The organism is Streptomyces sp. 7R007 (genome assembly GCF_054850255.1).
Genome location: NZ_JBTWMV010000027.1, coordinates 24,395 through 51,370, shown reverse-complemented (window position 1 = coordinate 51,370; position 26,976 = coordinate 24,395). Strand labels below are relative to the sequence as shown.

The 26,976-nt window shown below is 71.1% G+C and carries 24 protein-coding genes and 2 pseudogenes; 15 read left to right on the top strand and 11 right to left on the bottom strand.

The features are described from left to right. Positions 1 to 108 precede the first annotated feature (108 nt). Together ACYF6T_RS29710 and ACYF6T_RS29705 are read left to right on the top strand one after the other, a co-directional pair. On the top strand, positions 109 to 1,467 hold the full coding sequence (locus ACYF6T_RS29710; protein ID WP_461700281.1) for a beta-1,3-glucanase family protein: 1,359 nt from the start codon (positions 109 to 111) through the stop codon (positions 1,465 to 1,467). A gap of 126 nt (positions 1,468 to 1,593) precedes the next feature. Next, entirely contained in the window at positions 1,594 to 2,583 is a 990-nt protein-coding gene (locus tag ACYF6T_RS29705) for a hypothetical protein (protein ID WP_461700279.1), read from the top strand. A gap of 51 nt (positions 2,584 to 2,634) precedes the next feature. Here the strand turns inward: ACYF6T_RS29705 and ACYF6T_RS29700 are convergent. Then, a pseudogene (locus ACYF6T_RS29700) lies at positions 2,635 to 3,344 on the bottom strand (LysR substrate-binding domain-containing protein); the annotation flags it as partial. A gap of 8 nt (positions 3,345 to 3,352) precedes the next feature. Here ACYF6T_RS29700 and ACYF6T_RS29695 point away from each other — a divergent pair. Both ACYF6T_RS29695 and ACYF6T_RS29690 read left to right on the top strand, forming a co-directional pair. Beyond that, the gene (locus tag ACYF6T_RS29695; protein ID WP_461700278.1) at positions 3,353 to 3,661 is read left to right on the top strand and encodes a hypothetical protein; all 309 of its coding nucleotides are present in this window, start codon (positions 3,353 to 3,355) and stop codon (positions 3,659 to 3,661) included. Next, positions 3,651 to 4,012 (top strand): annotated as a pseudogene (locus ACYF6T_RS29690) (darcynin family protein). Before ACYF6T_RS29695 ends, ACYF6T_RS29690 begins: the two are co-directional and overlap by 11 nt. A 26-nt stretch (positions 4,013 to 4,038) precedes the next feature. Here ACYF6T_RS29690 and ACYF6T_RS29685 read toward each other — a convergent pair. Next, entirely contained in the window at positions 4,039 to 4,887 is an 849-nt protein-coding gene (locus ACYF6T_RS29685; protein ID WP_461700277.1) for a helix-turn-helix transcriptional regulator, read from the bottom strand. A gap of 139 nt (positions 4,888 to 5,026) precedes the next feature. On the opposite strand from ACYF6T_RS29685, the gene ACYF6T_RS29680 reads away from it, so the two are divergent. The 3 genes from ACYF6T_RS29680 (at position 5,027) to ACYF6T_RS29670 (ending at position 10,752) form a co-directional block, all read left to right on the top strand. Then, positions 5,027 to 5,806, top strand: a complete 780-nt coding sequence (locus ACYF6T_RS29680; RefSeq protein ID WP_461700275.1) for an NAD(P)H-dependent oxidoreductase — start codon at positions 5,027 to 5,029, stop codon at positions 5,804 to 5,806. A 421-nt stretch (positions 5,807 to 6,227) separates the two neighbouring features. Next, positions 6,228 to 9,488: a GH92 family glycosyl hydrolase gene (locus ACYF6T_RS29675; RefSeq protein ID WP_461700274.1), complete on the top strand. Its 3,261-nt coding sequence runs from the start codon at positions 6,228 to 6,230 to the stop codon at positions 9,486 to 9,488. 223 nt (positions 9,489 to 9,711) lie between these two features. Continuing rightward, positions 9,712 to 10,752 carry a winged helix-turn-helix domain-containing protein gene (locus tag ACYF6T_RS29670; protein WP_461700273.1) on the top strand — a complete coding sequence of 347 codons (1,041 nt, stop codon included), beginning with the start codon at positions 9,712 to 9,714 and terminating at the stop codon, positions 10,750 to 10,752. On the opposite strand, the gene ACYF6T_RS29665 is transcribed toward ACYF6T_RS29670, so the two are convergent. From ACYF6T_RS29665 to ACYF6T_RS29655, 3 genes are all read right to left on the bottom strand, one after another. Continuing rightward, the gene (locus tag ACYF6T_RS29665) at positions 10,706 to 11,449 is read right to left on the bottom strand and encodes a hypothetical protein (RefSeq protein WP_461700272.1); all 744 of its coding nucleotides are present in this window, start codon (positions 11,447 to 11,449) and stop codon (positions 10,706 to 10,708) included. The genes ACYF6T_RS29670 and ACYF6T_RS29665 overlap by 47 nt on opposite strands. A 501-nt stretch (positions 11,450 to 11,950) precedes the next feature. Further along, complete coding sequence (locus ACYF6T_RS29660; protein ID WP_461700271.1) at positions 11,951 to 12,880, bottom strand: alpha/beta fold hydrolase; 930 nt, start codon at positions 12,878 to 12,880, stop codon at positions 11,951 to 11,953. Further along, complete coding sequence (locus ACYF6T_RS29655) at positions 12,873 to 14,153, bottom strand: MFS transporter (RefSeq protein ID WP_461700269.1); 1,281 nt, start codon at positions 14,151 to 14,153, stop codon at positions 12,873 to 12,875. The genes ACYF6T_RS29660 and ACYF6T_RS29655 overlap by 8 nt, the downstream gene beginning before the upstream one ends. An 87-nt stretch (positions 14,154 to 14,240) precedes the next feature. Here ACYF6T_RS29655 and ACYF6T_RS29650 point away from each other — a divergent pair, with 87 nt between their 5' ends. Continuing rightward, positions 14,241 to 14,831, top strand: a complete 591-nt coding sequence (locus ACYF6T_RS29650) for a TetR/AcrR family transcriptional regulator (protein ID WP_461700268.1) — start codon at positions 14,241 to 14,243, stop codon at positions 14,829 to 14,831. A gap of 237 nt (positions 14,832 to 15,068) precedes the next feature. Here ACYF6T_RS29650 and ACYF6T_RS29645 read toward each other — a convergent pair whose 3' ends face one another. Continuing rightward, positions 15,069 to 15,962 (bottom strand): alpha/beta fold hydrolase, encoded by an 894-nt coding sequence (locus ACYF6T_RS29645; RefSeq protein ID WP_461700267.1) that lies wholly within the window; start codon positions 15,960 to 15,962, stop codon positions 15,069 to 15,071. A gap of 160 nt (positions 15,963 to 16,122) precedes the next feature. Between ACYF6T_RS29645 and ACYF6T_RS29640 the strand changes: the two genes are divergently transcribed. Together ACYF6T_RS29640 and ACYF6T_RS29635 are read left to right on the top strand one after the other, a co-directional pair. Then, on the top strand, positions 16,123 to 16,482 hold the full coding sequence (locus tag ACYF6T_RS29640) for a winged helix-turn-helix transcriptional regulator (protein WP_461700356.1): 360 nt from the start codon (positions 16,123 to 16,125) through the stop codon (positions 16,480 to 16,482). 161 nt (positions 16,483 to 16,643) lie between these two features. Next, complete coding sequence (locus ACYF6T_RS29635) at positions 16,644 to 17,480, top strand: prephenate dehydratase (protein WP_461700266.1); 837 nt, start codon at positions 16,644 to 16,646, stop codon at positions 17,478 to 17,480. A 7-nt stretch (positions 17,481 to 17,487) separates the two neighbouring features. On the opposite strand, the gene ACYF6T_RS29630 is transcribed toward ACYF6T_RS29635, so the two are convergent. Continuing rightward, positions 17,488 to 17,976, bottom strand: a complete 489-nt coding sequence (locus ACYF6T_RS29630) for a TetR/AcrR family transcriptional regulator (protein ID WP_461700354.1) — start codon at positions 17,974 to 17,976, stop codon at positions 17,488 to 17,490. A 197-nt stretch (positions 17,977 to 18,173) separates the two neighbouring features. On the opposite strand from ACYF6T_RS29630, the gene ACYF6T_RS29625 reads away from it, so the two are divergent. Next, on the top strand, positions 18,174 to 19,718 hold the full coding sequence (locus tag ACYF6T_RS29625; RefSeq protein WP_461700265.1) for an MDR family MFS transporter: 1,545 nt from the start codon (positions 18,174 to 18,176) through the stop codon (positions 19,716 to 19,718). Between the two features lie 80 nt (positions 19,719 to 19,798). On the opposite strand, the gene ACYF6T_RS29620 is transcribed toward ACYF6T_RS29625, so the two are convergent. From ACYF6T_RS29620 to ACYF6T_RS29605, 4 genes are all read right to left on the bottom strand, one after another. Further along, on the bottom strand, positions 19,799 to 20,626 hold the full coding sequence (locus ACYF6T_RS29620) for a helix-turn-helix transcriptional regulator (RefSeq protein ID WP_461700264.1): 828 nt from the start codon (positions 20,624 to 20,626) through the stop codon (positions 19,799 to 19,801). A gap of 115 nt (positions 20,627 to 20,741) precedes the next feature. After that, positions 20,742 to 21,167, bottom strand: coding sequence for a hypothetical protein (locus tag ACYF6T_RS29615; RefSeq protein WP_461700263.1), 426 nt, complete (start codon positions 21,165 to 21,167; stop codon positions 20,742 to 20,744). Positions 21,168 to 21,216: 49 nt separating this feature from the next. Further along, positions 21,217 to 22,281 carry an alpha/beta fold hydrolase gene (locus ACYF6T_RS29610; protein WP_461700262.1) on the bottom strand — a complete coding sequence of 355 codons (1,065 nt, stop codon included), beginning with the start codon at positions 22,279 to 22,281 and terminating at the stop codon, positions 21,217 to 21,219. A 149-nt stretch (positions 22,282 to 22,430) separates the two neighbouring features. Next, positions 22,431 to 23,516, bottom strand: a complete 1,086-nt coding sequence (locus tag ACYF6T_RS29605; RefSeq protein ID WP_461700261.1) for a DUF5937 family protein — start codon at positions 23,514 to 23,516, stop codon at positions 22,431 to 22,433. A gap of 101 nt (positions 23,517 to 23,617) precedes the next feature. Between ACYF6T_RS29605 and ACYF6T_RS29600 the strand changes: the two genes are divergently transcribed. The 4 genes from ACYF6T_RS29600 (at position 23,618) to ACYF6T_RS29585 (ending at position 26,972) form a co-directional block, all read left to right on the top strand. Further along, positions 23,618 to 24,865 (top strand): MFS transporter, encoded by a 1,248-nt coding sequence (locus ACYF6T_RS29600; RefSeq protein WP_461700260.1) that lies wholly within the window; start codon positions 23,618 to 23,620, stop codon positions 24,863 to 24,865. Positions 24,866 to 24,950: 85 nt separating this feature from the next. After that, entirely contained in the window at positions 24,951 to 26,393 is a 1,443-nt protein-coding gene (locus tag ACYF6T_RS29595; protein WP_461700259.1) for an aldehyde dehydrogenase, read from the top strand. Between the two features lie 110 nt (positions 26,394 to 26,503). Next, on the top strand, positions 26,504 to 26,701 hold the full coding sequence (locus tag ACYF6T_RS29590; RefSeq protein WP_461700258.1) for a hypothetical protein: 198 nt from the start codon (positions 26,504 to 26,506) through the stop codon (positions 26,699 to 26,701). A 70-nt stretch (positions 26,702 to 26,771) separates the two neighbouring features. Beyond that, positions 26,772 to 26,972 carry a hypothetical protein gene (locus ACYF6T_RS29585; protein ID WP_461700257.1) on the top strand — a complete coding sequence of 67 codons (201 nt, stop codon included), beginning with the start codon at positions 26,772 to 26,774 and terminating at the stop codon, positions 26,970 to 26,972. Positions 26,973 to 26,976 lie beyond the last annotated feature (4 nt).

The following is a 26,976-nucleotide window of genomic DNA, read 5'->3' as shown; positions in this document are numbered from 1 at the left end:
TTCAGTTGTTGACGACGAGCACGAGCGGGACTACAACGCCAGAGAGCGCTCTCACGTCTGCTGTTGCTCCACCCCCACGCACGCCGAACCGGCTTGAGGAGACCCCGCATGCAGAGATCCGTCAGCGCACCCGCGCACAGACCACCGACCGGCGTCGCACGCTCCCGCGTCGCCCTCGGCCTGGTCGTCGCCCTGATCGCCGCCTTCTTCGCGGTCCTGGCACCCTCACCCGCCCACGCCGCCGAGCAGTTGCTGTCCCAGGGCAGGCCCGCCACCGCGTCCTCGACCGAGAACGCCACCTTCCCCGCCAGCGCCGCCGTCGACGGCAACACCGGCACCCGCTGGTCCTCCGCCTTCTCCGATCCGCAGTGGATACAGGTCGACCTCGGCTCCGTCCAGCAGCTCAGCCGCGTCGGCCTCAACTGGGAGGCCGCCTACGCGACCGCCTTCCAGATCCAGACCTCCACCGACGCGGCCAGCTGGACCACCGTCTACTCCACCACCACCTCCACCGGCGGTACCCAGGACATCACCGTCTCCGGCAGCGGCCGCTACGTCCGCCTCTACGGCACCGCGCGGGGCACCCCGTACGGCTACTCGCTGTGGGAGTTCCAGGTCTACGGCCCCGGCGGCACCACCACACCGCCGGACGACTTCTGGGGCAGCACCGGCGACATCCCCCCGGCGAGCAACGCCGTCGAGGTGAAGATCCTCAACCGCACCAACGGCAAGTACCCCGACAGCCAGGTGTACTGGAGCTTCAACGGCCAGACGCACTCCATCGCCGAACAGCCCTACCTCGACATGCCGGCCAACTCCGCGGGCCGCATGTACTTCTACCTCGGCTCGCCCAACAGCCCGTACTACGACTTCATCGAGTTCACGGTCGGCAACAACGTCTTCAACGGCAACACCACCCGCGTCGACGCCTTCGGCCTGAAACTGGCCATGCGCCTGCACACCAAGGACGGTTACGACGTCGAGGTCGGCGAGAACCGGCAGACCTTCGCCGAGGACCGCGCCACCACCTTCCAGCGCTTCACCGACGCGGTGCCGAACGAGTTCAAGGTGCTGGCCCAGACCCAGGCCCCGTACCGGATCATCGCGCCCGGCAGCGACCCGAGCTTCCGCGCGGGCGGCGCCAACGCCAACTACTTCACCTCCTACGCCCAGTCCGTGGGCGTGAACGCGGCCACCTCCGACATCTTCGGCTGCGCCGCCTCCCTGGCGGGCAACCCCGACATGTGCGCCGCCCTCAACCGCCACGTCGCCACGCTGCCGTCCTCCCAGCAGTCGGACCCGGCGCAGTTCTACAAGGCGGCACCGGCGAACTACTACGCCAAGTTCTGGCACGACAACGCCATCAACCACCTCGCCTACGGCTTCCCCTACGACGACGTGGCGGGCCAGTCCTCCTTCGTCTCCCACGCAAACCCGCAGTGGCTCCTGGTCGCGGTCGGCTGGTAGCGGCTGCGGCAGCTCCGGCCGGGTCCCACCGACCCGGCCGGACGCGCGGCGACTGCCCTGCCCTCGGCGCCGTAGATTGTGCGCGAGAGCCTGCCGAGGCTTGTTCCGGGGGAGAGGGTGTCATCGGTGGCCGTGGAGTCGATAGCGGTGCGGGTGGCGCCGAAGTCGCTGGTGTGGCAGGGCGATGACCTGGTCTGTGCGGTGGGCGGCGGGCGGCGCTGGGGCCGCGACGGGGTGGAGCGTGCGGCGCGCTTCGCGTGGGGCTTCCCCTTCGACGCGGGAACCACGTCGCTCACGGGACCGTACTCCGCGGTCTACCAGGAGCGCGGCACCAAGGGCGTGTTGCTGGCGGGCGAACGGGTCGTGCGAGAGCTGAACCGCAGCTACCACCACGCGCAGGACTACGACTACCCCCTCGCCCTCGGCGCGTTGGGCGACGGGCGCGAGGTCGTCGTGCACTGCCCCGAGGCATGCAACGTCCTCCAGATCGAGGACGCGGCGAGCGGCGAGCGGCTGACCGGCGGCGGACGGCGCCCGGAGGACGTCTTCCACTCCAGGCTGAGCCTGAGCCCGGACGGCCGTCACCTGCTGTCGGTCGGTTGGTTCTGGCAGCCCTTCGGGATCGCCATGGTCTACGACACCGCGCTCGCGCTCGCCGACGCGAGCACCCTCGACGGCGACGGCCTGTTGCCGACCACGGCGGTCATGGGCGGAGAGGTGACGGCCGGGTGCTGGCTCGACGGCGACCGGCTGGTCCTGGCGACGGGGGCGGAGGAGTGGTACGACGACGAGGAACTCGCGCTCCCGCCCCGCCACCTCGGCGTGTGGTCGATGGCCGCGGGCCACTGGCTGCACCGCAGCCCCGTTCCCGACGCCGACCCCGGAGTGCTCCTGCTGGCCCGCGGCGATCAGGTCGTGTCCCTGCACGGCCACCCGCGCCTGCTCGACACGGCGACCGGACGCGTCGTCGCGCAGTGGCCTGAGATCCGCCTGCCGGCCAAGCCCACCTGCTTCGGCCGTCGCCGCGTCCCCACGCCGGTCGCCGCCCTGCATCCCGACGGCACGCGCCTGGCCGTCGCGCAGGAAGCCGGCATCGCTGTCATCAGCCTGCCGTGAACCGGCCGGCCGCACGCGTGCCGGCCGCGGCCCGGGGAGTGTGGACGTCGGTCATCCCTCTCCGTCCGGACGCAGCACCCGGCGCACCGCGCTGCGCAGCCACTGGTGGGCTCCGTCGGCGCTGTGGCGCGGGTGCCAGGCCATGCCGATCTTCAGGGGTGGCAACGGCAGGGGGATGTCCAGCAGCCGCAGTCCCAGCGCGTGCGCGGTGTCGCTGAGGGGGGGAAGGGGGCCGGCCCGGCAGCGCGGCCTGCACCAGGCAGACCACGTCACCGGCCGCGGCCAGCCCCATCGCCGCGAGATGCCCGGGCAGCACGGCGCCGACCCGGCGGCTGAGTCCCTGTTCGGCCAGGGCCGCATCCAGCGGGTCGGTGAGGCGGCCGTGGCGGCTGACGGCCACGTGCTCGGCCGCGGCGAGCCTCGCGGGGGTCAGGGTGCCCTCGGCGAGCGGGTGCCCGCCTCGCACGCCGGCCGTGATGCGCAGCGTGAGCAGTTCCTCCACCCGGGTCTCTGGGTCGACGTGGTCGATGGCGCCGATCTCCAGGTCGGTCCGGCCCTCGCGCAGCGCCGGTCCCGCCTCCCACTCCTCGGCCAGCACCCGCAGCGAGACGCCCGGTGCCCGGCGCCGGGCCAGTTCGAGCAGCCCCCGGCGCCAGCGCCGCGCCGACCAGGTCCGAGGTCTGGACGGTGAAGGTGCGCCGCAGTGCGGCCGGGTCGATCTCGCCGCTCGGGGTGAGCAGTGCCCCCAGCCGGCGCACCACCGCCCAGTGTGCCGGTCCTCGGCCCGCAGGAACTGTCGCCCAACGACCTGGCCCGCACCATGACCGAGGAACTGGGCCGCCCGGTGCGCTACGAGCGTCAGCCGCTGGGCGAACTGCGCTCGACACCGCTCGGCTACGGCCTCGACGAGGCGTTCGTCGAGGGCGTCGTCGACATGAAGCGCGCCAAGGACCAGGGCCTGGACGACGGCGTCGCCCCCGCACCGCAGGCACCCGCGGGCACCGAGTTCCGCCAGTGGTGCGCGCGGACGCTCAAGCCCGCCGTCCTCGCCGTACCGGAGGCGGCCGGTGCCCGCTGACCGGACCGAGTCGCAGGTCACCGCGTTCACGCTGGTCAAGGCCACGCCCGAGTGGCTGGCGATGACGGTGCCCGAACGCGTCCGGGCCTTCACCACCGAGGTCGTCGTGATCGAGGCCTGCACCCGCGGCGTCCGTTCCCGCTTCTACGACACGAGTTCTACTCGGCCCGGGTCACGGACGTCTGGGTCTGGGAGGCGGACGACCACGACGCCTACCGGCTGCTGATCGACGCACTGCGCGAAACGCCTTTCTGGGACCGCTGCTTCGAGGTCGTGGACCTCCTGGTGGGCACCGAGAACGGCTACGCCCGCAGCTACGGCCTGGAACCGCTGGCCACCCTCGCCACCTGACGCGCCCAGCCGACCGGCCGGCAGTCCTACCGGCGGGCCCGGACGTCGCGTGCGGGGGACGCGCCGGCGTCGTCCGCGCCCAGGCCCGCCAGCAGGCGCAGTCCGTCTTCGGCCGGGCTGCCGGGGGGCGCGGACAACACCAGCAGTTCCCTGCCCGACGCGTCGGGCAGGGCGAAGTTCTCCTGGTGCAGCTCCAGCAGCCCGACCAGCGGGTGCCGGTAGGCCTTGCGCCCGTGGGTGCGGGCGCGCACGTCGGCGCGGGCCCACAGGCGGCGGAAGCGTTCGCTGCCCATCGACAGTTCGCCGATGAGAGAGGCCAGGCGGGGGTCGTCGGGGTACTGGCCGGCGGCCAGGCGCAGGTGCCCGACGACGTCGAGGGTGCAGCTCTCCCAGTCCGCGTACAGGCCGCGCTCGGCCTCTTCGAGGAAGACGTGCCGGGCGGTGTTCAGCCCGGGCAGCGGCCGGCCGAACAGCAGCCGGGCGAGACGGTTGCCGGCGAGCACATCCAGCCGGTGGTTCATGATCAGCGCCGGGGCGCCGGCGACCAGGTCCAGGACCCGCAGCAGCTCCGGCCGGACCCGCTCGCCCGGGACCTTCGCGCGGCGCCGCCGCTGCCGGGCGAGCCGGTAGAGGTGGCCGCGCTCGGTCTCGTCCAGGCCGAGAACGCCGGCGAGCGCGTCCAGGACCTGCTCGGAGGGCTGCGTCGCGCGGCCCTGCTCCAGGCGTACGTAGTAGTCGACGCTGACTCCGGACAGGTGCGCGACCTCTTCGCGGCGCAGCCCCGCCACCCTGCGCCGGCTGTCGACGGGGATGCCGACGGCCGCCGGATCGACCCGGGAACGCCGGGTCCGCAGAAAGCCCGCGAGATCGTCCATGCCTCCAGTATGGCCTCGGCGGCGGGCGCGAAGGTGGTCCTGCCGTTACCAGGAAGTCCTGTCCGACGGAAGCGGCGCCCCTGAACGAGGGCCCTGGCGGTGCCCCAGGATCGACGGCATCCGATCCGAAGGAGTTGCCGTGAAAACGCTGATCGTCTACGCCCACCCCGAGCCGAAGTCCCTCAACGGCTCGCTGAAGGACCTCGCGGTGTCCACCCTGGAGAACGCCGGCCACGAGGTACGGGTGAGCGATCTGTACGCGATGAACTGGAAGGCGGTCGTGGACGCCGCGGACTACGGCCCGCACGCCTCAAGCCCGTTGCAGGTCGCCCTGGACTCGGGGCGCGCGTTCGACGCCCGGGCGCTCACCCCGGACGTCCTGGCCGAGCAGGAGAAACTGCTGTGGGCCGACACGGTCGTCTTCCAGTTCCCGCTGTGGTGGTACACGATGCCCGCGATCCTCAAGGGCTGGGTGGACCGGGTGTTCACCTACCACTTCGCCTACGGAGTCGGCGAGCACAGCGACACCCGGTACGGCGAGCGCTTCGGTGAAGGCACCCTCGCGGGCAGGAGGGCCCTGCTGTCGGTGACCACCGGCGGCCCCCGGTCGCACTACGCCGCTCGCGGGATCAACGGCCCCATCGACGACCTGCTGTTCCCCATCCAGCACGGCATCCTCTTCTACCCGGGCATCGAGGTGCTGCCGCCGTTCGTCGTCCACGGCGCCGACCGGATGACCGACGCGGACTACCCGGAGGTGGCCAAGGCGTGGAGGCAGCGCCTGCTCACCCTGGAGTCGACCGAGCCGATCCCGTACCGGCGGCAGAACTTCGGTGACTACGAGATCCCCTCGCTGCACCTGAAGGAGGGTCTGGAGCCTGCGGGCCGCACGGGTTTCGGGCTGCACGTGCGCGGTTGAGGCCGAGGAGGAGAGTCTCCGCGGGGGCGCGAGCGCCGGGCGATCGCCCCGCCGGTGCGTCGGGCCCCCGCGTCGCCTCCCTGTGAACTTCTTACCCGGAAAGTCGTGTTGGCCTCGTTGACACGCCATCAGCGCACGCGTTTCACTCGACACGCGTGGATGGCAACGTTGTCAGCCCTGAACTCTGACAACGTTGCCCACCGCCGGCCCGCCGTGGTGCGCGGCGCGTCGGCACCCGATGTGCGAAGCGAAGCACGAACTGCTGCGGAGGCAACCGATGGTCAGACCCCGACGTCCAGCCGCGCGTGACCGCAAGAGACTTCGCCAACGCCTGGCTGTCGCCTGCGTCTTGGGCATGGCCGCCCTCCCGCTCACGTCAGTGGGAAGCGCCCATGCCGCGAGCGCCGCGACGCCGGCCCTGGTGAAGGACCCCGCATCCCTCGTCAACCCCCTCATCGGCACGTCCGGTGCCGTCGACACCTTCCCCGGCCCCGACATGCCCGCCGGCATGGTGCAGTGGGGCCCCGACACGACACCCCACCGTCCCGACGGCGGCGGCTACGAGTACCAGGACAGCAAGATCTCCGGCTTCAGCCTCACCCACGTCTCGGGACCGGGCTGCCCCGTCGCCGGTGACCTGCCCATCCTGCCGGTGACCGGCGCGCTGTCCGGCAACCTCGGCGACACGTCCGTCGGCTTCGGCCACGACGACGAGCAGGCGGGCATCGGCTACTACGGGGTCACCGACGCCAACGGCGTGAAAACGGAGCTGACCGACACCACCCGCGCCGGCCTGGGCCGCTTCACCTTCCCGGCCGGCCGGCAGGCGAACCTCCTGTTCAAGCTGAGCGGTGGCGCCACCCAGGTGGACGGAACCCGCGTGCAGGTGGTGAACGACCACGAGATCAGTGGTGCGATCGACAGCGGCCACTTCTGCGGCGCGGGCAACCGGTACACGCTGCACTTCGACGTCAAGTTCGACCAGCCCTTCACCGCGAGCGGCACCTGGGTCGGCAGCACCATCACCCCTGACGCGACGTCCTTGAAAGCCGGCAAGGTCGGACAGCCCGCCCGGACCTCCAAGTCGGCACCGCTGAAGGAGAAGCACTTCACCGTCCCCGCGCGGCCGTCCCCGACGATCCACGGCAGCGCCGCCACCTCCTCGGGCACCCCCTCCGCGGCCCCGCGCGCCGACAGCACGGCCCGCTCCTCCACCGCGGCCGCCCAGCCGCCCACCACGGGCGCGAACGGCATGTACCTGACCTTCGACACCTCCTCCCACCGCACGGTGAGCGCGAAGGTCGGCATCTCCTACACGAGCGACGCGAACGCGGCGGACAACCTCGCCACCGAGATCAAGAAGTGGGACTTCGACGCCGTCGAGCAGGCCAACCACCAAGCCTGGAACGACGTGCTGAACAAGGTCCGGATCGGCGGCGGAACCTCCGACCAGCAGGTGCAGTTCTACACCGCCCTCTACCACGCGCTGCTGCACCCGAACGTCTTCTCCGACGCCAACGGCCAGTACATGGGCATGGACAACCAGGTCCACCACCTGGCCAAGGGACAGAGCGCCCAGTACGCCAACTACTCGGGCTGGGACACCTACCGCTCCCAGACCCAGCTGATGGCGATGGTCGAACCCAAGGTCGCCAGTGACGTCGTCACCTCCATGCTCAACGGCTACGACCAGACCGGCCTGCTGCCCAAGTGGGCCTCCAACAACGGCGAGAGCTACGTGATGGTCGGCGACCCGGCCGCCGGCATCATCGCCGGCGCGTACGCCTTCGGCGCGACGGGCTTCGACACGGCCAAGGCGCTCGCCGCCCTGCAGCACGAGGCCACCGTCCCCAACAACGACCGCCCCGGCGAGTCGGTGCGGGACGCCAAGGGCTATCTGCCGCTGGACGAGGACGACTACGGCTGCTGCAACTTCTACGGCCCGGTCTCCACACAGCTGGAGTACGACTCCGCCGACTACGCCCTCGCCGCCTTCGCCAAGTCCCTGGGCAAGACGGACGTCTACCGGAAGTTCGCCACCCGCGCCCAGGACTGGATGAACGTCTTCAACCCCCAGACCGGCTACCTGCAGGCCAAGAACAAGGACGGCCAGTTCGCGGGCGGCTTCACCCCCGGCACCTCCAACGGCTTCGTCGAGGGCACCTCCGCCCAGTACACGCCCATGGTCCCGTTCAACCTCCGGCAGCTGATCCAGGCACGCGGCGGAAACCAGGCGTACTCCTCCTACCTGGACAGCCTCCTCGACAACATCACCCACCCCGGCAACACCGACGCCGACCTCAGCAACGAGCCCAGCGTGGAGATCCCCTGGGAGTACGACTACACGGGCCAGCCCTGGAAGACGCAGGCGGCCGTCCGCGAGGCCCAGCAGGACCTGTACTTCAACGCCCCGGTCGGCTCGTTCGGCAACGACGACCTCGGCGCGATGAGCTCCTGGTACGTCTGGTCGGAGCTGGGCATGTATCCCGAGACCCCGGGCACGGACACCCTGGTGCTGGGCAGCCCGGTGTTCCCGGTCGCGCAGCTCACCCTCGCCGGCGGCAAGACGGTGCGGATCAACGCGCCGCAGGCCGCACCCGACGCGCCGTACGTGCAGTCGCTGAACGTCAAGGGCAAGGCGTGGAACACCTCCTGGCTGACCTACCGGCAGTTCGCGGGCGCGGGCACGCTGGACTTCACCCTCGGCACCCAGCCCGACACCTCCTGGGCGTCCGGTGCGTCGGCGGTGCCGCCGTCGGACACCACGGGCGGCGGCCGGGTCCTGGCGGCGACCGGTCCCTCCAGCGACGGCCTGGTCCTGCAGCCCGGCGCGTCCGGTGACGCCACCCTCCGGCTGACCAACCTCGCCGACAAGGCCGTCACCGTCGACTGGAAGGCGACGGCACCCGACGGCGTCACGCTGGACACCTCCTCCGGTTCGCTGACGGTGCCCGCCTCGGGCAGCGCCGAAGCGAAGCTCCATGTGACGGCGGGCACGAGCGAGGGAACCTACCTGGTCACCTTCGCGCTGACCGACCACGACACCGGCGCGGCGCTGAACGGGGCGGCCCTGCGGGTGGCCGTGGCCAAGGCCGGCGCGCTGTGGCCGTACGCCACCAACGAGGGGATCTATCCCGACGGCGCCACCTTCTCGGGCGGCTTCGACGACGGTGGCTGGGCGTACTCGCAGAACGCGCTGTCGGCCGCGGGCGTCACGAGCGGCTCGACCCTGACCGTCGACGGCGTCAGCTACACCTGGCCGACGGTGTCGTCCGGCCGGCTGGACAACCTGGAGATGGCCGGCCAGACCATCCCGATGCCGGCCGGCACGTCCGGCAGCTCGCTGGGCCTGCTCGGCGCGGCGGCCAACGCGCCGACCGACGGCAGCGGGGTCTCGGGCACGCTGACCGTCACTTACACCGACGGCACCACCTCGAAGGCGACGGTCGCCTTCTCGGACTGGACGCTCAACGGCGGCTCCAGCAAGCCGCTCGCGGGAGACACCACGGCCGTCACGACCAACTACCGCAACACCGGAAGCGGAGGCAAGGACGGCGTCAAGACCTACGTCTTCGCCACGAAGGTCCCGCTGGACGCGTCCAAGCAGGTCGCGTCGATCACCCTGCCGGTGACGGGCCAGACGGGCACCGACCACCTCTTCGCCTACGGCTTCGCGCAGTAGAAGCATCACCGGCATGACGACGCCGGGCCGGTTCCCGGGCACCCGCCCGCGAACCGGCCCGGCGTGGTGCGGAGGTGAGAACTCACGCCGGTTTTGCGCCCCTTTTCGTGAAGACCCGCACGCCGCCCTGCGCGATGCCCCGCCACGCTCGACCATGAAGCAAGGCACTGGCACGGTTTCGCGGAGCATGAGGATGCCGCCGTGCCGAACGGGGATGGTTCACATGGCGATACGCATTCACTTCACCGACGCCGACCTGGCCCACACGAGGCTGGCCCAGGCACCCGATCCGTTATGGGAGGCGATGTTGAGCATGCACATGGTGCAGACGACCGACGGTGCCCCCCAGTTCGGCCACTGGCGCCGTACGGTTCGCCGGCGCCTGTCCGACCCGGTCCGGGAGCTTCTCCGGCTCGCCCCGCCATCCGGTTACTCGGCCGACTTCCTCACCCCGGCGGGCGGCGAGGGCGGCCTGGAGGCGGGGATCGGGGCCGTGCTGTCCACACCGCGCCGCCGGTTCCGGCACGACCTCGCCGAACTGGCGGCCCAGGGAGGGCCGTTGCCCCGGTGGGCGGGAGCGCTCGCGGACGGCGAGAAGGAGGCCGTCACCCATCTCGCGGGCGTCCTGCGCAGCTATGTCCGGGTCGCCGTCAGCCCCTGGTGGGACCGCATCCAGGCACGGGTGCACGCCGAGCGCGCCCTGCTCAACCGGTCACTGGCCGGCGGAGACCTCCAGGGCCTGCTGAACAGACTGCATCCCCAACTGGCGTGGCGGCCGCCCGTCCTGGAGGTCGCCGGCCCGACCGCCGACCGCGACCTCCACCTCGACGGGCGCGGACTGCTCGTCCTGCCCTCCTACTTCTGCTGGCGCCGGCCCACGCTGCTGAGGAACCCCGCCCTGCCCTGCGTCGTGGTCTACCCCATGACGCACGACGTCGCTCTGGACGCGCCCTTCGCGCACGGCGAGGGCGGCCGGGACCGCCTGCGCTCCCTGGCGGCGCTGCTGGGCCACACGCGCGGCGAGATCCTCACGTCGGTCGCGGCGCGCAGCAGGACGACGACGGAACTGGCGAGCGGCGTGGGCATCTCACCCGCCACCGCCAGCCATCACGCCGGCGTCCTGCGGCAGGCGGGGCTCCTGGACAGCCGCCGAGCGGGCAAGGCGGTGCTGCACTCCCTCACCCCGCTCGGTCTGGCGGTGCTCAACGGAAACGGTGCTACGGCTCCACCGGCTGGCCGTTGGGGTACTTGCACGGGACCGTGACGTAGCACTGGAAGTAGGGCCCGGGGATGTCCTGGCCGATCTCGAACGTGTCGTTGCGGCCGAGGTCCTTCACGACCATGTTGGTGAGGTTGTAGTAGAAGATCTGCTGGTCGGAGTGCACGGTGTACAGCAGGTTGTTGCTGTGGTAGCTCGTCGAGTAGACCGACGACGTGTAGGGCACGCTGTCGACCACCTCGTCCGTGCCGGGCCAGCGGATGTAGCGCTTCATCTCCGCCTTGATCGACAGGGTGACGAGGCGGTTGTCGTTCTGGCTCCAGAAGATGTCGAGCCACTGGTACTGGAAGTGTCCGAGACCGATGATGGCGCGGACGAAGATGCTGCTCTCGAAGACGACCTCGCCGTTCTCGGTGGTGCCGTACTCCAAGGTGTCCTCGGTGCGGCCGCGGTACTCGCCGTCGACGTAGCCGACCGTGGGGTGGACGTCGTCGGGGACGTAGTGCCGGGTCACGCTCTGCTTCGACTGCTTGCCGGGCCCCTTGGGCGTGATGGTGGCGATTCCCTTGAAGCAGGTGAAGTTCGCCCGGCCGTGCGGAGCGGCCGTCTTCACCGCGTCGGCGCAGGCGTTGCCGGAGGCGGATGCGGCACTCGCGGGGGAGAGGCCGACGAGTGGCGTCATGAAGGCGGTGGCGAGGGTGGTCGCGATCAGGGTGCGTAAACGAACCTTCGAGGTGGGCAAGGCAGCCTCCCGAAACGGGCGATGACGGTGGTCACTTCCGCGTTCAAGACTTCGGTGTCGCCGCGTTCACCTCAACTCCTTTCGAGGAGGCTCGAACAGACACGGCAGATCGGTGCCGAGGATCATGCGGCCGCCGTAGCCGGCATGGTGCGCGCTGGTGCGCAGGAGGCGACGCCAGGTCGGGTCCGGGACGACCGCGGGATCGCCGGGACCCGGGTGCCGGCCAGACCGTCGGGTGGACGGCCTCGTGCACCAGGACGTCGTCGTTGTCCAAGACGGTGAACGGCCGCATGGCGGGCGCGGTGTCGGCCGCGGGGCGCCGACCGCGTCCGGCGGGAGCACGTCGTGGACGTCGGCAGGGCCGTACAGGACACCGTGTCCGGAGCCCCTGATTCCCGGCCGCACCCCCGGCAGCGACAGACCCGCGCGCAGGTCCTGCGTCACCGCTCCACGGCCGCAGTCGACGACGTACCTCCTGCGGCGCCGTCACCGGCGTCACCGCTACGTGCGGAGGATGAAGTCGGTCAGCGCGGCAGCGACGGCGTCGGGCTGTTCGTCGGGGATGAAGTGTCCTGCCTCCGGCACGACGATCCCGGTGACGTGGTCGGCCCACGGTTGGATGGAGGCCGCCATGTCGGGGATGGAGCCGTGGCTGCTGGAGACCCCGAGAACCGGGACGGTCAGGCGCTGTCGTTCCAGCGCTTCGTGGTTCTTCCGTGCCGACTCGGCGGCGTCCCGGTAGTAGGCCAGGGAGGCGCGGAGACCGCCGTCGGCGGCCACGGATGCGGCGTACTGCTCGATTTCGCCGTCGTCGAAGGTGTCGGAGGAGAGGGTCTTGGCCTTGAGGAACCAGCCGATGTACTCGCGTTCGCGACCGGTGAGCAGTGTCTCGGGCAGCTCGGGCACGAGGTGGAAGGCGAAGTGCCAGGTCTTCCAGGCCTTTTCGGGGTCGGTGGGAATGGCGTCGGGGAGTGTGATACCCGGGATGCCGGCGTCGAGCAGTGCCAGGCCGTGCAGCCGGCTCGGGTACGTCAGGGCGAGGGAGAAGGCGACCCACGCACCGATGTCGTGGGCGACCAGCCAGTATGCCGAGACCCCCAGTGCCTCGACCGCGGCGTGGACGTGCGCGGCGGCCGTGTGCGTGTCGTAGCTGATGTCCGGGCGCTCGGAGTGGCCCTGGCCGGGCAGGTCGATCGCGATGACGTGGCATCGGTCGGCCAGGTTCGGCATCACCTTGCGCCACGCCCACCAGGTCTGCGGGAACCCCGCGAGCAGCACGACGGCCGGACCGTCCTGCCGGCCGCCTTCGACCGCGTGAAGCAGGACGCCGTCCGCGTCGACCCAGCGGTGGGTGAAACCGGGGAGCTCGGGCAGCGGCAGGTCGCGGACCGGGTTGGCGTAGGCGAGGGGGGTGTTTGCGGGGTCATTCATGGTTCTCCTCCATGGGGGTGAGGTGCGGTGACGGGCTGCTGAGGATGTCCTGTGCGCCGGTTGGTCCGGTGTGTCGGCCGAGGGCCAGGCCCACGAGTGCGGTGGACACGACGAGAGTGGCGAGCATGGTGCTGGAGGCCCGCGTCCCGACGGCCTGATCGGCGACACCGAGCAGGAGGGCCGGCAGGACGAGCCCGGAGTAGAGGAACAGGAAGTAGGTCGCGTTGAGTTCGGCACGGTTGCCGGGCTCGCACAGTGCGTCGGTGACGCCCAGACCGTGGCGGAACAGCGTTCCCACCGCCGCGCCGGCGACGACGGTACCGACGATGAAGAGCGGCGCGGAGCGGGTCCACAGCGCGGCCTCGATGACGATCATTCCCACGGCCAGGAGGGCGGTCCCGACGCCGCGGCGCAGCAGGGTCGCCGGCATGACGGTCTGCGCCAGCAGTGCGCTGAGGAACAGCGCGCCGACGCCCACGCCGATGACGGCGAGGTTCGACACGCCCAGATCGTCGCGCAGGAACGCGGGAGCCAGCGAGGAGAAGAACCCGTTGACGCCCGAGGAGGCCGCGACGAGGACGCCGCTGGCGACGAACGACCGTGTCCGGCCTGCGCCGTTGGGAAGGACCGGCCGTCGGATACGAGGCCGCCGCCACGCCGTTCGGTCTGCGCTCTCGGCCGCGGTCTCGGGTATGACCGGCCAGGAGGCGCCGGCGACGGCGCATGCCGCCAGGTAGCACCAGAACACGGTGCGAGTCGGTGCGGGGACGCTTTGTGCCAGGACGCCGGCGGCGATGACGCCGAGACTCAGGCCGCCGACGTTGGCCGCGGTGCTCAGCACGGCGGCAGTCCTGCGCCCACGCACGAGTTCCGCGATCGCGGACGTCGCCGTCGCGGTGACGAGCCCGGTCGCGATGCCGCTCAGCACGCGCGAGATCAGCAGGACCGTAAGACCGTCCGCCAGCGCGAAGCCCACAGTGCTCAGTGCCGTGAGGGCGAGCGACAGCGCGAGAACGGGACGGCGGCCGACCGCGTCGGACAGGGAACCGGCCACCAGCAGGGTGCCGACGACTCCGACGACGTAGGCGATGAACACGACGACGGTGGTGAGCGGTCCGAAGCCGAATCGCGCCGCCCACAGCACGTACAGCGGGATCGTCAGTGTTCCGCCCGCCATGACGACGGTGTAGACGAACGCGACGGCGCCGACCGCGAGCATGCCGTGCGTGTGTCGCCGTGCTGTGAGGTGTGCGGGGTGTCCGGCCGTGATCATGCCTCCACCCTAACTCATCTTGAACTGATTAGTTCAAGATGAGAGGATGGTCTCCGTCGGGAAGGCGCAGCAAGAGGGAGGTGCGGCATGGCAGGCAAGAAGCAGTTCGACATGGACACGGCGCTCGATGCCGCGATGATCCAGTTCTGGCGGGCCGGCTACGCGGACACGTCGGTGGACGACCTGTCCCGCGCGACCGGACTCAACCGCAGCTCCATCTACTCCTCCCTCGGAGACAAGGACACGCTCTTCCTGCGCTGCCTGGAGCGCTACAGCACGCGCTACGGAGACAAGTACGACGCCGCGTTGTCCTGTGCCGCCGAACGGCCCCTGGCCGCCGCGCGGGCGTTCTTCGACATCACCCTGGAACGCATCGCGGACCCGGGTCTGCCCGACGGGTGCCTGGTGGCGCAAACGGTCATGGCGTCGCCAGTGCTGAGCGCGAGCGTCGCGGCGTGTGCACGGGAGGCGATCGGCCTCCAGCACAAGCGGCTTCACGCCGCGCTGAAGGCAGGCCGGGTGCACGACGAGGCGGCCGAGTCCTTGGCGACCCACCTCGCGGCCGTGAACCAGTCCCTCGCCGTCATGAGCAGAGCCGGAACGAGCATGGAGCAGCTGCGCGCCGTCGTCGACGTGACCCTCGGCGCGCTGGAGCGGACTCTCGCCACGAGCGACTGAGCTCTGTCCGGCACAGCGGACCGCGCCCCTGCCCCGCCGCCGGGGCCGGCACGGACCGGGCTGAGCCGTCGAACGTCGCAAGCACCCATGAGCGGGAGGAGCCTTCGGTCCCGCGGCGGCAGCCCAGGACGCCGGCCACCCCGGGTTCGCACAGACTCCGCTGCCCCTGGAAACACCAACTGGGGGGAGGGGAGTCCGGACGCCGAGGCCGAGGACGTGTACAGCGCCGCGTTCTTGTCACGCCTTCTGGGATGACGTTCGCCGGTCAGGGCTGCCGGCCGCGGGTGTCTGTTCAGGACGGCGGCCGGTCAGGAAGGGGCGCAGCAGGGTGAGCAGCGCCTGGGGGCGGTGCAGGGGGATGATGTGGCCGCAGCCTTCGATGACGTGCCCGGTGAGATCGTCGGCGATCGGCTGCAACTGTCGCTCCAGTGCCCTGCCGACCGGGTGCGCGCCGATGGCGAGCGTCGGCACGGTCAGCCGCGCCGAGGCGACCGCCTGCTCGATCTGGGCCGCACTCTGGGGCAGGGCCCGGTAATAGGAGAACGCGCAGCGCAGTGACTCCCTCCCGGTGTAGGCGTCGACGAAGGCCTGACGTATGGGCGCGGGCACGCCGTCTCCAAGCGTGCCGGCGGTGAGGAACCAGTCGACGTACTCCGCCTCGTTGCCCTCCAACACCCGTTCCGCCAGGCCCTCCACCGCGTGGAAGCCGAACCACCAGGGGGGACCGCCGGCCAGGAACTCCTCGGCACCGGGCAGACGGCCGATCAGCGACTCCATGACCACGAGCCGTTCCACCAGGCCGGGACGGCGCATCGCCAGCAGGAACGCCGACGGAGTGCCCGCGTCGATGCCCACCACCGCTGCCGATGACACGCCCAGTGCCTCCAGCAGCGCCTCGGCGTCCCGGGCCAGGCCGACCACGTCGTACCCGCTCTCGGCACGGGTGCTCGCACCGAACCCGCGCAGATCCGGCGCGATGACCCGATGGCGCTTTGACAGGTCCGCCATCACCTCGCTCCACACCTGCCAGGTGTGGGGGAACCCGTGCAGGAGCAGGACGGCGGGCCCGGACCCGGCCGAAGCGACGTTCATCTCGATGCCGTTGACGCGGACACGGCTCAGTTCGGGCATTGCGGGGCTCCCGGGCGTTGGCGGTAACGAATGGTGACCAGGAAACGGTAGGGAACTAGCCTGGGGGTTCCAAGACGGCACTTTCCCCACAGGTGGTGAGCTTCAGGTGACCAGGTCCCGGAAGGGCGACCTCTTCGATCCGCTGTGCCCGACCCGGGAGATGCTCGACCGGATCGGCAGCAAGTGGACCACCATGACCGTCAAGGTCCTCGCCGAGGCCGCTCCGGAGGAGGTCCGCTTCGGCGAGCTGCGCCGCCGCATACCGGGCATCTCGCAGAAGATGCTCTCCGCCACGCTGCAGAGCCTCGTCCGCGACGGACTGGTGGCCCGGCGCGTGGAACCCACGGTGCCGCCCCGCGTCCACTACCGGCTCACCGAGCTGGGCCTCTCCCTGGAGGAACCCTTGGCGGCCCTGCGGGAGTGGGCCGAGACGCACATGCCCGCCATCGCACGCAACAACCGTCTCGCCGACCAGCTGGCTCAGCAGTCGCAGGGAGAGGAGAGCCCGGTCCGGCACTGAGGCGGGCGTAACCCGTGCTGCCCGGTGCCCACACGGGGGTGTGAGGCACCCCTGGTGCACAGGGCCGGGACCTCTTCGTCGATACTTCAGCAGGTGCGGTATGCGAGGGAGTCTCTGCTGCCTCACGCCGGAACCACCTGCCGCAGGAAGGCTGAACCACGGTGACGACCGCCGCATACCAGGGAGAACCCGGATCCAACTCGGCGACCGCCGCGCGCGCCCTCTATCCCGGGGCCGCTGAGGTGCCCTGCACGAGCTTCGAGCAGGCCCTGGACGCGGTGACGCTGGGCACGGCCGACGTCGCGGTGATCCCGGTCGACAACTCCGCGGCCGGCCGCGTGGCCGACGTACACCATCTGCTGCCGGAATCGGGCCTGTTCATCGTCGCCGAGTACTTCCTCGCCATCCGCTTCGACCTGATGGCCGTGCCCGGCACGACGCTCGACCAGGTGGAGTGCGTACGCAGTCACGTGCACGCGCTGGGGCAGTGCCGCAAGATCCTGCGGGAGGGCGGCTGGCGCACCCTCGTCAGCGACGACACGGCCGGGGCGGCTCGGGAGGTCGCCGAGCTCGGCGACCCGCGGCACGCGGCGCTCGCCCCGCCCGCCGCGGCCGAGCTGTACGGGCTGGAGGTGCTGCGGGCCGAGGTCGAGGACGACCCGGAGAACACCACGCGGTTCGTCGTCCTGTCCCGGGACGCCGTCTTCGCCCCGTACACCGGCGAGCCGACGATGACGAGCCTGTTCTTCAGCGTCCGCAACATCCCCAGTGCCTTGTACAAGGCGCTCGGCGGGTTCTCCAGCAGCGGCGTCAACCTCACGAAGATCGAGAGCTACCAGATGGGCGCCGGCCTCAACGCCAGCCGCTTCTACGTCGAGATCGAGGGGCACCCCGACGACGAGCGGGTCGCCCTCGCCCTGCACGAGCTGCGCTTCTTCTCCACCGAGGTGCGCGTCCTCGGTGTGTACCCGGCACACCCGCACCGGCTGAGGGACTGAGCCCGTGTCAGGGCGCGCCGAGGCCGTTGAGGAAGGTGTCGACGACGACGTCCGCCGCCTGCCCCGCGCTCAGTTCGGGCAGTTGCCGGGTGACCAGGTGCATCAGCTGGGGCAGTAGCGCGCTCGCCCAGCCGGTCGGGAGACCGCGACGCAGGAGACCTTCGTCGGCGGCACGCTCCAAAAAGGCGTCGACCTCCTGGATGGCCGCGTCGCGGCGGGCGTGGACGCTGTCGTCGGCGAGCATGCGGGTGAGGTCGACGGGCCAGGTGCGGTTGACGGTGATGATGTTCTCGACGTACCGGTGCAGGGCGACGGCGACGGGTGCCTCGCGCAGCCGGGCGTCGGTGATGGCGTGCTCGATGGCGGTGAGGCGGGCTTCGTAGATGGCCGCGAGGAGGTCCTCGCGGGAGGCGAAGCGGCGGTAGACGGTGCGCCGGTCGACGCCTGCTTCGGCGGCGATGCTCGCGATGCTGGCGCCGGGGTCGGCGGCGAGCATGCGTGCGCCGGTGGTCAGGACGGCTTCCAGATTACGCGCTGCGTCGGCTCTCACCGCACCGAGTGTAGTGGCGGAGTGTGATGCCTGAGACATCTAACGCACCTCGGGAGTAGAAGACTGCCTTAGAAGCGCTACAGTCAAGTGACAGATAAGGCTGGTAGCGCCAGTCTTGTGAGCACTTTTGAAAGGTGTGTCCCATGCCGAAGGCGGACAAGGCCCGCTCACCCCGCGGAGGTGGTGTCGCCGCCGCGATGAGCGCGCTGGTTCTGGCGGTGCTCCTCGCGGCTCTGGACCAGACGATCGTCTCGACGGCGTTGCCCCGCATCGCCGAGGACCTGAACGGCTTCGACGACATCGCGTGGGTCAGCGCCGCCTACCTCCTCGCGTCGACCGCGGTCACCCCGCTGTGGGGCAAGCTCGGCGACATGTTCGGCCGCAAGCGCCTCTACCTGGCGTCGACCTCGATCTTCCTGATCGCCTCGGTGGCCTGCGGCCTGGCGCGGAACCTGCCCGAACTGATCGGCGCCCGCGTGCTTCAGGGTGTGGGCGGCGGCGGCATGATCGTGCTGACCTTCGCGCTCGTCGGTGACATCGTCGCCCCCACCGAACGCGGCCGCTACCAGGGCATGTTCGGCTCGGTCTACGGTGTCGCCAGCATCGTCGGCCCCCTGCTCGGCGGCGTCTTCACCGACCAGCTGTCCTGGCGCTGGGCGTTCCTGATCAACCTGCCGGTCGGCGTCGTCGCCCTGGCCATCGCCGCCCGTGCGCTGCCCGCCGCCGCCCGCGGCGCCAACGCCCGCATCGACTACCCGGGCGCGACCATCCTGGCCGCCCTCGCCACGGGTCTGGTTTTGATCACCTCATTCGGTGAGCGCTGGGGCTGGGGCTCCCCGGCCATCGTCGGACTGATCGTCGTGACCGTGCTGCTCGCGGTGCTGCTCGTACCCGTCGAGCGCCGTGCCGCCGCCCCGGTCCTGCCGCCGGCCATGCTGGGGTCCCGGACCGTGGTGTTCTCCTCGCTCATCGGGTTCTTCGCCAACGCCGCGATGTTCGCCGTGCTGGTGTACCTGCCGACCTACCTCCAGATCGTCCACGGCGTCTCGGCCACCCTGTCGGGCGTCCACATGCTGCCGTTGGTCGTCGGGCTGGTCGTCAGCCAGTCCCTGGCCGGACGCTGGGCCGCACACGTCGGCCGGCTGCGGGCGATCCTCCTGGCGGGGCTGCTCGCCAACCTGGCCGGGCTGCTCCTGCTGGGCACCATCGGCGCGGCCACCGACACCCTCGTGCTGAGCCTGTACTTCCTGATCACCGGTGTCGGCATCGGCATGGTTCCCATGGTCGTGCTGACCACCGTCCAGAACAGCGTGCCCGCCGCCGACCTCGGTGCCGCCAGCGCCGTCGTCACCTTCGCCCGCTCCATCGGCGCCGCCTTCGGAGTCGCCGTCTTCGGCACTCTGCTCAACACCGGCTTCGCCGACCGCACCCGCGGTCTGCCGACCGCCGGCGGCTTCGACGCCGCCCGCCCCGACACCATCGCCCGGTTGCCGGTGTCGTTGCGTGACACCGCGCTGGAGGCCTTCGCTCACGCCACGGCCATGGGCTACCTGTGGATCGCGCCCACCCTCGCCGCCGGCGTCCTTCTCGCCCTGTGTCTGAAGCCGGCGCGCCAGACCACGGAGACGGCAGCCGCCCTTGGTCCCACCGACCCCGCGACCGCCGAGGAACACCTCCCGGCCGCCTGACCCATCGAACTGCACGCCTGAGAACGGCCGACGCCCCCACGGGTGCCGGCCTGCGGCGTTCGATGCGGAGCCTGCTGCCGCTACTTGAGCAGGCGCAGGGCTTCGTGGGAGGGGCTGCCGGGCTGGGCGGTGAGGATCATCAGGCGTTGTCCGGAGTGGTCGGGGCTGGTCCAGGTGTCGCAGTCCAGGGTGAGGTCGCCGACCAGGGGGTGGTGGTAGTGCTTGGTGCCGTACGCGGCGCTGTTGACGTGGTGTTGAGCCCACCAGGTGCGGAAGTCGGCGTCGCGGTGGGACAGGTCGTCGACCAGACGGGCGAGTTCGGGGTCGGCGGGATTGGCGGCGGCTTCCAGGCGTAGGGCGGCCACCGCGTCGCGGGCGTCGTGGGCCCACCGTCGGTGCAGGTTGCGGATCGCGGGATGGGTGAAGAGGAGACGCAGGTAGTTGCGGTCGTGGACGGGGAGCGCGGCGAAGTCGGTGTAGAGGGCTGCCGCGGCGGGGTTCCAGGCGAGGATGTCGAGGCGTCTGCCGAGGGCGAGGGCGGGTGTGTGGGGGAGTTGGTCCAGGAGGCGGTGTATGGCGGGGCGGAGGGGTTGCGGGGTGCGGTGGTGTCGTGGGAGGTGGTCGGCGTGGCCGGCCAGTTGGTAGAGGTATCGCCGCTGGTCGTCGTCGAGGCGCAGGGCCTGTGACAGGGTGGCCAGGACGGGGGCGGAGGCGCGGACGCGACCCTGTTCGAGGCGGGTGTAGTAGTCGACGCTGATGGCGGCGAGGGCGGCTGCTTCCTCGCGACGCAGTCCCGCGACCCGTCGTGGTGAGTTCGTCGGGGGCAGACCGCACTCCCGCGGATCCAGCTGCGCCCGCCGGGCTCGCAGAAAGGCTCCGAGGGCGTGCGGGTCGGAGTGTGAGCTCATGACGTCGATTCTCCCGCGGAGCGCGTCCGCGGGTGGTGTGCCTGCCGGTGGTGGAGCGCATGCTGTCGCCCGAGGGGCGGCCGGGATGTGATCCCGGCCGCCCCTCGAAGAGACGTCAGCGGACGGTGGCGCGGGCCGCGCGCTCGATCACATCGGCCGTCAGGTGTGAGTGCGAGACGGCGACCGAGTGTGAGGCGGCGACCTCGGTGGTGTGCGGATGCTGCCGAGCGGGGACGCCGGCGGTGGCCTCGCCGATGACGTTGTCGCCGTGGGAGTGGCCGACGAGGATCTTCGGCCCGTTGACGTGGTCGAGGACCGCGCGCAGGGCAGCGGCGTCGGAAGCTGGGCCCGGCAGGGGGTTGGCGGCGGCGATGACCGGATGGCCGTCGGCGCGCGGGCAGGAGATGACGCCGTGCCGGCTGGAGGTGCCCGCGAAGGCGCCGTGTTCCGGGATGACGGTGGGCTGGGCGGCGCCGGTCGCCTCGGCCGTCGCGACCGCGCCCGCCACCAACCGCGTGCGCCCAGTCCTGATGCCGGCCACGACAAACCCCTCTCAGGAACGCTTCTCCGTACGGACGGTGATCCGGCGCTCAGAGGCGGTCGGCGTCGATCACGGCCTGGGCGAAGGAGGTTGGCGCCTCCTGGGGCAGGTTGTGGCCGATGTCCGGGATGGTCCGGTGCAGGTAGGGGCCGGTGAAGTGGCTGCGGTAGGCGGAGCCGTCGCCGGGTGCGGTGAAGGGGTCCAGGGCCGGGTCGAGGGTGATGGTGGGGACGCCGATCGAGGGCTGGGCTGCCAGCGCGCGCTCGTAGCGGTCGTAGCGCCGGTCGCCCTCGATCAGACTGATGCGCCAGCGGTAGTTGTAGAGGACGATCGCGGCGTAGTCGGGGTTCTTGAAGGCCTCGGCGGTGCGCGCGAAGGTGGCGTCGGAGAAGGTCCAGTCGGGGGAGACGAGCGTCCACGTGTAGCGGCACAGCGCGATGCGGTCGTCGAGGTTCTCCAGGTTCTTCGCGCCGCGGTCGGTGGCGAAGTACCACTGGTACCACCAGTTGTGCTCGACGGCCGGCGGGGCGGGCTCCAGCTGTGCCTTGCGGTCGGTGATGAGGTAACCGCCGGTCGACACCAGCGCCTTGACGCGCTCGGGCCACAGGGCGGCGATGATGTCGGCGGTCCGCGAACCCCAGTCGAAACCGGCCAGGACGGCCTTCTCGATCTTCAGGGCGTCCATGAACGCGATGATGTCCAGCGCGATGGCGGACTGTTCGGCGGTCCGGGGGGTGTGCCGGGACAGGAAGCGGGTGCTGCCGTGGCCGCGCAGATACGGGACCAGGACGCGGTAGCCCAGGTCGGCGAGGAGCGGGGCGACGTCGACGAAGCTGTGGATGTCGTACGGCCAGCCGTGCAGGAGGACGACGACCGGGCCGTGCGCGGGACCGGCCTCGGCGTAACCGATGTCCAGGACGCCTGCCTTGACGTGCTTGAGCGTGTCGAACTCGGTGTGCGTGCCGGGGGCGAGGGTTGGCACCGTGGGAGAGGCGCCACTCGGCTGCTGTGCGGCGGTCGCGGCGGATGCGTGGGTCTGGAGGCCGGACAGCGAGACCGCGGCCGCGCCGGTGCCCAGGCCCACGGCCTTGCTGAAGGTGCGCCTGTTGATCATGTGAACCCCTCCGTCGTGCGATTCCGATGACAGGCCCGGGCTCGGGAGCTCGTGGCGCGATGACCCTCGCACAGGGCGCGTCACCTGTCAAACCGGTGACGGACGGAAGGCGGCTTGACCCGTGCAGTGCCCTCCGTGTCGCACCCGTCTCAGCGCAGTACGGCCGACAGCAGATCGGTGCCCAGTGCCGCCAGGTCGGGCAGATTGAGGGTGTAGCGCACGTAGCGACCGCGCCGCCGAGCCGTCAGCAGGCCGGCGCGGCGCAGGACGGCGAGGTGGCGCGAGACCTCGGGGGGCGACAGTTCCCAGAAGTGGGCCAGTTCGCCGGTGGTGTGCGGGCCGCGGGCCAGGGTGCGCAGCAGCCGTAGCCGTACCGGATGCGCGAGCGCTTCCAGCCGGAGGGTGATCGTCTCCAGGGAGACCGACTCGGCCGGACTCGGTTCGGCCACGGGGTACTGCACCACCGGATGCCACCCGGGCGCGTGCACAGCCACCAGGTGCGGGCGGCCGAAGACGCTGGGGATGAAGGTGACCCCGGTGCCACGGGCGGCGGTCGCCTTGTCCTGCACCTTGTCCACGATGATGCAGTCGCCGTCTGGTGCCAGGGTGACCGCGCCGGAGACGGAGGCGAGCGCCGCCGCGACGCCGTGGCGCCTGAGCAGTTCGTTCTTCAGCCGCACATCGGTGGCGAGTTGGACGGCGACGCCCGCCCAGGCGTCGTCGAAGAAGGCTTCGGCGCACTCTTCGAGGGTGTGGCGCACCCGTGCCCGCACCGCGGCCGGGTCCGCGAGCAGCCGCTCGGCGAAGGCCTCCTGCAACGCGCCGCGGGCCTGGGCCACGTCCAGGGCCCGCTCGCGCGCCGCCGGGTCGGTGAGCGGCGACGCCCCGCGGAAATGCACCCGGTTGCTGCCGCACGTGGTGACGAGCGCGGCGGTCACATACGTCTCGTCGTCGATCCGGTCCACGTCGTCCAGCTCCTCGGCGAGGGTCGGCCGGGGGCGCGCGGGGATCAGGAAGTCGGCCTGCGAGGAACGCCAGAGGAACTCCGCCTCCCGCAGTCGCTCGGCCGGCTCCGGCCGCAGCCCGGCCCAGACATCCGCGGCCCAGCCGGCGAACTGCGGATGGTGACCGGGTTCGGCCAGCACGTGCAGCATCGCGGTCAGCTCGGCGAGCGGGGAGGCGGCGAACCGCACCGGCTCGGTCGGCAGACCGCTGATGGCGATCCTCAGCGTCATCCGCCCATCATCACCGCCCAACCGACCTGGTGAGGGCGCCGATTGACGATGTGCGTCAACCCACGTGCCCGGCCCAGCGCCCGAACGCACCGTCTGACGCCATGGCAACCAACACCGGAACCCACCCCCGCGCCCTCGTCCGCGCGTCGGGCGGCCCCCGCTATGTGATCGCCCTGACCGTGGACGCGCTCGGCACCGGCCTGCTGCGGCCCTTTCTCCTGCTCTACGGCGTGACGGTCCTGAGACTGTCCGCTCCGGTCACCGGCACCGCCATGACGGCCGGCATCGTCGCCGGCCTGGCGTGCATGCCCGCCGTGGGCCGATGGCTGGATCACGGCGCGCGCAGCACGGTCGTGGCGGCGTCGATGCTGGTACGGGTGCTGGGCGTGGCGCTGCTGCCGGCCGCCCCGGCCGGGCACGTCGGGCTCTTCGCCGCGGCGGCGCTCTTCCTCGGCATCGGCAACCAGGCATGGCCGGCCGCGCACGCCGCGCTCGTGGCCACGGTCGCCCATGGCCGGGAACGCGACACCGCCCTCGCGGGGGCCCGAGCCCTGCGCAACGCCGCCCTGGGCGTCGGCGCACTGCTGGCCACCGTATGCCTGACGGGCGGCACCACCGCGCTTCGGGCGCTGGCAACCGTCACCGCGCTCGCCTACCTCGCCGCAGCCGCTTTGGCGTGGTCGGTCCACGTACACGCGCAGCCGGCGAAGGCGGCCCCGGCCAAGAAGCGGGACGACGAGCCCGCACCCCGCATGCGCGCGCTGCTCGCCGCCAACGTGATCTACGTCTTCTGCCTCAACGTCCCCGAGATCGCGCTCCCGTTGGTCCTGGTGGCACGGCTCCACGCGTCTCCGGTGTGGCCGGCAGCCGTGTTCGTGACCAACACGGCGCTGGTCGTCACCCTTCAGGTCCCGGTCACGGCGCTGATGTCCCGTTTCTCCCGGCGGACCGTGCTGGCGCTGTCCGGCGTGGTGCTGGCCGCGTCCTACCTCGGCTTCCTCGCAGCCACCTCCCTGGGACACGCCTGGGGTGTCCCGGCGATCGCGGCGGTGTCCGCGCTCTGCACGATCGGCGAGATCGTCTACGCCGGCAGCTCCACCGCGCTCGTCACCGCTCTCGCCCCGGCCCATGTCCTGGGACGCGCCCTCGCACGCTTCCAGCTCTCCACGGGCTTCGGCCTCGCCGTGTCCCCGGCCGTGATGACCGCGCTCGCCCCTCACGGACCGGCCGCCCTCTGGGGCAGCCTCGCCGCCGCGACGCTCGTTTCCGCCACCGCCGTCGCCACCGAGAAGGACCGACGGTGCGGCGGCTCGGCGGCGAGCGCTCGCGCATCTCGCATGTGTCGCTAATCGAAGTAAGTGCTACAGTGAAGTGTCATTTATAGAGCAGGCGGCCAGCGAACCGCACTGCACGCGCGCCTGAAGGAGCGAACGCATGATCACCTACGACCGGCTTTTCATCGGAGGCACCTGGGTCGAGCCGAGCAGCGCGGAGCTGCTTGAGATCCTCTCGCCGCACGACCAGTCGGTGGTCGGGCGCGTCGCGCAGGCGCAGCCGGCGGACATCGACCGCGCGGTCGCCGGGGCGCGGGCCTCGTTCGAGGCGGGCGCGTGGCGGCTGACCCCGCCGGCGGAGCGGATCGCCGTGCTGCGCAGGTTCAACGCGCTGCGCGAGGAGAACGCCGAGGAGATCGCCCGTCTGATCTCGTTGGAGAACGGTTCGGCGGGATGGTTCACCCGTGCCGGACAGCCCGGTCTGACCCGGCAGGCGAACGCCTATTTGAAGGCGGCCGAGGAGTTCGCCTGGGAGGAGACGCTCACTCCCTCCGACCCGGCCTCCCCGGTGCGCAGCGTGGTGCGCCGCGAGGCGGTCGGTGTCGTGGCCGCCGTCATCCCGTGGAACTCGCCGTTCTCCTCGGCCACGTCGAAGATCATTCCGGCGCTGGTGGCCGGCAACTCCGTGGTCTTGAAGGTCTCCCCGGAAAACTCCCTCAGCATGGGCTTCCTGGCCGAGTTGCTGGAGCGGGTGGGCCTGCCCGAGGGCGTGATCAGCGTGCTGCCCGCGGACCGGGAGACCAGCGAACACCTGATCTCGCACCCGGAGGTCGACAAGATCGCCTTCACCGGCTCCACCCGGGCCGGCCGCCGCATCGCCGCGATCGCCGGCGAGCAGCTCAAGCGGGTCAGCCTGGAGCTGGGCGGCAAGTCCGCCGCGATCATCCTGCCCGACGCCGACATCGACAAGGCCGTCGCGGGACTGAAGTTCGCCTCGCTGCTCAACAACGGCGAGTCCTGCATCGCACAGACCCGCATCCTCGCCCCGCGGGAGCGGTACGAGGAGGTCGTGGCGGCGCTGAAGGAGCTGGTGGAGTCGCTGAAGGTCGGCGACCCCCACGACCCCGACACCTTCATCGGCCCGATGATCCGCCCCGACCAGCAGGAGCGGGTGCGCCACTACATCCGGCTCGGCATCGAGGAGGGCGCGCGCCTGGTCACCGGCGGCCCGCAGATCCCCGAGGGCCTGGAGAAGGGCAACTACGTCACCCCCACCGTCTTCGCCGACGTCGACAACTCCATGCGCATCGCGCAGGAGGAGATCTTCGGCCCGGTCCTGGTGGTCATCGCCTACGACGACGAGGACGACGCCGTGCGCATCGCCAACGACTCCGAATACGGCCTGTCCGGCGGCGTCTGGTCCGCCGACGAGGCCCACGCCCTGGAGGTGGCCCGCCGGGTCCGCACCGGCACCATCACGATCAACGGGGCCTCCGTCGCCTTCGACGGCCCCTTCGGCGGCTTCAAGGCCAGCGGCATCGGCCGCGAGTACGGCGCGGTCGGCCTCGGCACCTACACCGAGTACAAGACCATCACCGTCTGATCCGGACGTCTGCGTCACCGCCTTGACAGGTGACGCGCGGCGGCGCATGCTGAAGGCCGTTCCGGCAGCGAGCCGGACGCCATCCACGATCGACGAAGTGGAGCACGGTCATGAACGAGGGGCTCACCACGGAAGCCGCCGAGGCGGCGGTACGGCACGCACGGTTCGGCAAGCTCCCCGAGCGCATCCGCTTCGAGGACATGACCGAACAGGTTGAGGCCACGCCGTCCGGTGCCATGAACACGTCGTACGACCCTGAGGGCTCGTGGAAGTTCTTCTCGTGCCTCGCCCTCGACCTGGGGCTGTAGAGCCGTACACACACGTGTGACTCCGCGCGCCGACGCACCCGCACAGCCGACCGAAGAGTGAGGACAGGACATGGCCTTCATGGCGCACACCCACGCAGGGATCGCCGCGCGGCCGCGCTCGGCGCGCGAGCGCGTCGCCGGCGCGCGGCCGTCACGAAAGGTGGCGAGCCCGGAGGAGCAAGACCGGCCCACCGACACACAGATGTGGAACTGGGCGGAGAGCGCGGCTCTTTCGGGTTACGGCCCGTCCGCCTTCAGCTTCCTCCGCTGACGAA